Source organism: Opacimonas viscosa, from assembly GCF_024199005.1.
Classification (GTDB): domain Bacteria; phylum Pseudomonadota; class Gammaproteobacteria; order Enterobacterales; family Alteromonadaceae; genus Opacimonas; species Opacimonas viscosa.
Window position 1 is genome coordinate 1 of sequence record NZ_JANATA010000252.1, and the last position, 250, is coordinate 250.

1 protein-coding gene is annotated in these 250 nt (G+C 46.4%); it reads left to right on the forward strand.

Translation table 11 applies throughout. The annotated features are described in order from the left end of the window. A partial coding sequence (locus NLF92_RS13485; RefSeq protein WP_254102768.1) for a TonB-dependent receptor domain-containing protein occupies positions 1 to 250 on the forward strand: 250 nt, incomplete at both ends.

A 250-nucleotide genomic window follows, 5' to 3' on the forward strand; every position in this document is an offset into this window, starting at 1 on the left:
CGGCGGCTGGAACTCGACATTTAACTTTGCTTTGACTGAATCCGACCTGGAAGCCGGTCATAAATTTGACCAGGAAGAAGTAGAAACCATCGAAGTCGGCTTTAAGTCGGACATTACCGATAACTTCCGATTAAACGGTGCCATTTTCAGTTCAGACTACACCGACTTGCAATTCACTTATCGCGTGTTTATTGCACCCTGGTTCTTTAATGCCGGTAAAGCGTCAATTGACGGCGCAGAGCTGGAGTTT